General features: G+C 64.0%; 7 protein-coding genes. 2 read left to right on the top strand and 5 right to left on the bottom strand.

Going from position 1 to position 4,143, the window contains the following annotated elements; all coding sequences use genetic code 11:
- Together MKK70_RS12845 and MKK70_RS12850 are read left to right on the top strand one after the other, a co-directional pair.
- A partial coding sequence (locus tag MKK70_RS12845) for a transposase (protein ID WP_243948145.1) occupies positions 1-350 on the top strand: 350 nt, incomplete at its 5' end.
- Between the two features lie 89 nt (positions 351-439).
- Positions 440-775 carry a hypothetical protein gene (locus tag MKK70_RS12850; protein WP_243948147.1) on the top strand — a complete coding sequence of 112 codons (336 nt, stop codon included), beginning with the start codon at positions 440-442 and terminating at the stop codon, positions 773-775.
- Here the strand turns inward: MKK70_RS12850 and MKK70_RS12855 are convergent.
- From MKK70_RS12855 to MKK70_RS12875, 5 genes are all read right to left on the bottom strand, one after another.
- On the bottom strand, positions 772-1,323 hold the full coding sequence (locus MKK70_RS12855) for a hypothetical protein (RefSeq protein WP_243948149.1): 552 nt from the start codon (positions 1,321-1,323) through the stop codon (positions 772-774). The two genes, MKK70_RS12850 and MKK70_RS12855, sit on opposite strands and share 4 nt — an antisense overlap.
- A 51-nt stretch (positions 1,324-1,374) precedes the next feature.
- A complete protein-coding gene (locus MKK70_RS12860) occupies positions 1,375-2,778 on the bottom strand; it encodes a hypothetical protein (protein WP_243948158.1) in 1,404 nt (467 codons plus the stop codon).
- A gap of 2 nt (positions 2,779-2,780) precedes the next feature.
- Positions 2,781-3,305, bottom strand: a complete 525-nt coding sequence (locus MKK70_RS12865) for a hypothetical protein (protein ID WP_243948160.1) — start codon at positions 3,303-3,305, stop codon at positions 2,781-2,783.
- Positions 3,305-3,460, bottom strand: coding sequence for a hypothetical protein (locus MKK70_RS12870; protein WP_187276040.1), 156 nt, complete (start codon positions 3,458-3,460; stop codon positions 3,305-3,307). The genes MKK70_RS12865 and MKK70_RS12870 overlap by 1 nt, the downstream gene beginning before the upstream one ends.
- Positions 3,461-3,656: 196 nt before the next feature.
- On the bottom strand, positions 3,657-4,143 hold a 487-nt coding region (locus tag MKK70_RS12875; protein ID WP_243948162.1), incomplete at its 5' end, for a hypothetical protein.

The following is a 4,143-nucleotide window of genomic DNA, read 5'->3' on the forward strand; positions in this document are numbered from 1 at the left end:
TCGCCCTCAAGATCACCGAAGGCCAAGCGCATGACGGTCGGGCCGCCGACGACATGCTCGGCGATCTGGGACCTGGGCAGACCCTCCTGGGGGATCGGGCCTACGACAGCGACGCGCGGCGCGAGCGCTTGGCCGAGCAGGGGGCCTGGGCGAACGTGAAGCCGATGCCCAACCGCAAGAACGTGCCGGCCTTCAGTGCCTTTCTGTACAAGTACCGCAATCTGGTCGAGCGGTTCTTCAGCAAGATCAAGCACTTCCGTGCGGTCGCAACACGCTACGACAAGGACCCGGAAAACTTCCTGGCCAGCGTCAAGCTCGCAGCCGTCCGCGTCTGGCTCAGGACTTTATGAGTCCGCGACCTAGGCTGCTCACCATAAAGCGGCCGAAGTCAGCCTAAGCCGCGCCTCGACAAGCGTACCCCGGTGCATACATTGCTGGGATGCGCCCTGCCCTCGTCGCCCTCGCCCTCGTCGGTTCCGTTACGGTCGTGAGCGCGGCCGAGCGGTTGCCCACCTTCCCCAAAGGAACGCCCTACGGGTCGGCGCGCAGCAGCTTGATTGCTCTTGGCTGGAAGCCGGTGACGATGCCCGAAGCGCAGGCATGCGACGAGGACGACGACCGCTGCAAGGGACGCCCCGAAATGGAGTCGTGCGCTGGCACCGGCCTCGCCAATTGCAACTTCACTTGGCGCCGCGGCGACACCTTAGTCGCCATTGGCACCATCGGCGAGACGAACCCCGTGGTGGTGGGGGTTCGCTGCCGCGCTGGCTGTTAGCGCGCCGCCGCTTGGACGTTGCCCACCATCAGATCGTTGCTCCGGTTCGCGGCGCGCTCGAAATGCTCTGCCGCCTTTTGCGGGTCCGTCACGCCATTGATTGTCACGTTGGTCGGCGAGTTCACGTTCATGCTCGACTGATTGTTCGTGGTCGAGCTTGTGCCCATCGGCGCCGAGCGAAGCGCAGCGTTCACGTCGAAACCGCCTGGATTGAAGCCGATCCCGCGTGCCATGACAGGCAGTTGCGGTGTAGCTGAAGCCGGCGCAGTTTTTGACGCCTCCTGTCGGCGAACGGCGTCAAGAACCTGTTGTGTGGACACTGCCGCACGTTGACCCGGATAGTAGCCCTGTCCCGACTGAGTTGGGAACGACGCCCATTCTTGCGCCAGAGCTTCTAGCACGGCGCCGTCACCACCGCCCTTGCGTCGGGCTTGAGCCATACGTCGCTCATAAAGGCGCAGCGCGAGCCGATCCTGCATGGCGGGATCAAACTTTTCGTCGCCTCTCAGGCCCATCTCTTTCCGAAGCCCATTCAGCGTGGCACGCATGAATTGGTATTTTCCAATCGCCGATGACCCGCGCATCCCCTTCTGAATGCCCTAAACTTCATCAAGCGTCTTGTCTGTCAGCGTACCTCCGACCTGATGCGCAAAAGAGTCGTCGTATCCGCGCTTGGTCCCTTCCGCTCGTGTAATGAGATCTAGGATGGGGTGCTTCGAGCCGGCGGGGTAGTTCGTCTCTGCCCCGGCGCCGCTGCCGCCCAACCCGACCGCACGCTTGACCGCGTTCCAGCCGCGCCGCATCAGACCGGGCTTCGCAGCGTCGTTCGCCGGCTCCTGTCCGAGGTAGCTCGCGCCACCGATTGCACCGACACCGAGGCCGCCGCTACCGCCGCCAAGCCCGAGCGAGCCTAGCAAGCCGGTGACGGCTTTGCCCACCGGATCGCCGCCGCCAGGGTTCAGGAACTTGCCCAGCCGGTTGAAGGCGTCGATCAGCAACCGGACCTCGTGCACGGTGTCGCGAACGGTCTTGGCGATGGCTTCAAATAGGTCCGTCGCGTGTTTCTGGTTCGCCTCGTTTCCGAACCACTCAAGCACGCCCTGCAATGCCTTCCCTAGGGCTTCGGCGGCGGTGGCGATCGCGCGCATGATCGCCTCGACCTTCTCGGGGTTCGCCGCGATCCAATCCTTGAACGCCTTGACGACGCGTTCCAGCACCGGGGCCATGACCGCCGTGAGCTTGTCGCCAAGGGCATCCATGACGGCGTGGAATGAGCCGAAGGCGCGGGCGAGGCGGTTTGCTGCCGAAGCCGTATCGTCGTCATTGAGGCCGAGCGACTTCCTAAGCGCCTTGTTCTCAGCCGTGAACTTGATGATCTCTTTCCGGTATCGGCTGTAGTGCTCGAAGTCCTCCTCCGAGATGCCTAGCAGGCCGGCGATCTGGGAGCCTGCGAAGTGCGGGTGCTTGGCCGAAATGGCGTCGATCGCGTTACCGAGCACGTCGGACGCATCGCCCTTCGTGTTCACCCCGTAGTTCTTGAGCAGTGCGTTCGTGCCAGGGTTCGTGCGGCGAGCGCGGGCGAAGCTCTCAAGCACGCCGATGGCGCGGGCGGCCGAGCTACCCGTCTGCTCAAAGGCGTAGCCGAGCGCCTTGATGCTATTCACCGACGCGCCGGTTCGACCGGCGACGTAGTAGAGGCGGTCGAAGTCGCCAAGGGACTTCGACAAAGCGTCCCCCAAGCCTTTCAGCGCCAGCGCGGCGCCGGCAGCAAATGCGACGATGCCTGCGCCCGCGATCCGCGCCGCGGTTGCCATGCTCTCAGCACGCTGCGTTAGCTCTGCCGCCCGTCTGGCCCCCGCCGCATGCGCGTCACGTTCGGTCTTCTCCAGGCCGGCGACGGCGCGCTCGGTCTTGCCGATGGCCTCCTGCTGCTTTTTCGCTCCCGCCTCATCGACTTTGAAGCCGAGTGAAACAATAAAGGCTCGGAGAACATCGTTCGACATGCCTAGTCTTCCTTGGGTCTGACAATGTATGTGATGGCTTCCCGAAGTTTCCCCGTGTCCACGAGTGGGGTCATCGGCCCAGGCGAGCGCCTGTTCTTCTTTCGGTGTAGTCGAGCGTAGACGGTGCGCGCGGCGAGCGGCGGGGCGATCCCGTCCGTAATGACACCGCGGACGCTGCTCTGTGCGAGGATGCCGACACGCTGTAGGGCTTTCGCCCCCTCGGCCTTGCCGGCTGTACGGTTGCCGCTCGAAACCGTAGCCTCGACCGCGCGAGCGGCGCCCTTCGCAAGCTCGTCGGTGATCTTGTCTTGGATGCGCTCGATCCCCGGCATCAGAAAGGGTCTCGCCGGGATGTTCGCTTCCGGGGCGCCGTACTCGTGGATGTATCCGAGCGCTGCGTTCGTGAGCCCGCTATCGCCATGTGCGCCGGCCTCGGCCGGGATGCCGATCACGACCTCCATCGACGCGAGGTCGCGAAGGGTGCGCTCTAGTTCCTTCGTGAGATCCTTGCCGCGCTCGACCGGCATCAGGCGGCCCCTCTCGGCGGATCGGAGGGCGGCGGCACCAGGGTTGCGGGATAGGACGACGCGTAGTTCAGAGTCTGCGCCATCGCGTGGCAGTAGGCGTCGAGGCAGTCCATCAACTCGGCCTCGTGCTGAGGCTCGGCCGTCATCGACAGCACGGATCTATCCGGCACGCCTGCGGCCCTCAGGACCACCCTGTAGGGGCCTGAGCGTTCTTCACCGGGGCAAGTGGCGACGACGATGCGGACGGCCGCCACGGTCCACATGTGCGCTATCTCGACATAGGTGCGCGGCACGTCGGGCGCCGTCTCCAGGGCTATCGGACGGAGGCGGAGCGGGACCACTTCACCCATCTCAGCCTCCCGCCGCGGGAGCGTCGGTATTGAAGTCGTCACTGATGCCGATGGAGCGGAGTTCGCGAGAGTCCGAGTTCAGACCGACGCCAACACCAAGCGTGAAATACTGATTGCCACGAGTGTCCCCACTATGCTCGGCTTTCAGTAATTTATAAAGGCCATCAGCCTGAACGCCCATAAGGTTGCCAGACTGAAGTAGGGCGTTGTTGCCCTGACCGGCCACCGATGGGTCGAATGCCGCGCGAACAACGCTGCTCTCGTCAATCTTGATCTTGCAGCCGGGGATGATGAGCGGATTGAGCAGGCATTGGAAGTTGACCCCGCCGATCGTTTGTTCTGGCATTCCTATGAGGCCGGAGGAGCTATTCAGGACGATCGTGCTGCCGGGGAGAGTGTTTGCAGCCTTCAGGACGTGGAAGCGACCGTTCACGTTGAACCACTGCGCCTCGCGCGCCTGGCAGACATCGCGGAGCATCTGATGGGCC

The sequence above is a fragment of the Methylobacterium sp. E-041 genome (assembly GCF_022829665.1).
Taxonomy (GTDB): Bacteria; Pseudomonadota; Alphaproteobacteria; order Rhizobiales; family Beijerinckiaceae; genus Methylobacterium.

Bases quoted from the DNA above. Each gene is read 5' to 3' on its own strand.
- MKK70_RS12860 (WP_243948158.1), bottom strand. From the start codon at position 2,778: ATGTCGAACGATGTTCTCCGAGCCTTTATTGTTTCACTCGGCTTCAAA.
- MKK70_RS12850 (WP_243948147.1), top strand. From the start codon at position 440: ATGCGCCCTGCCCTCGTCGCCCTCGCCCTCGTCGGTTCCGTTACGGTC.
- MKK70_RS12855 (WP_243948149.1), bottom strand. From the start codon at position 1,323: ATGCGTGCCACGCTGAATGGGCTTCGGAAAGAGATGGGCCTGAGAGGC.
- MKK70_RS12865 (WP_243948160.1), bottom strand. From the start codon at position 3,305: ATGCCGGTCGAGCGCGGCAAGGATCTCACGAAGGAACTAGAGCGCACC.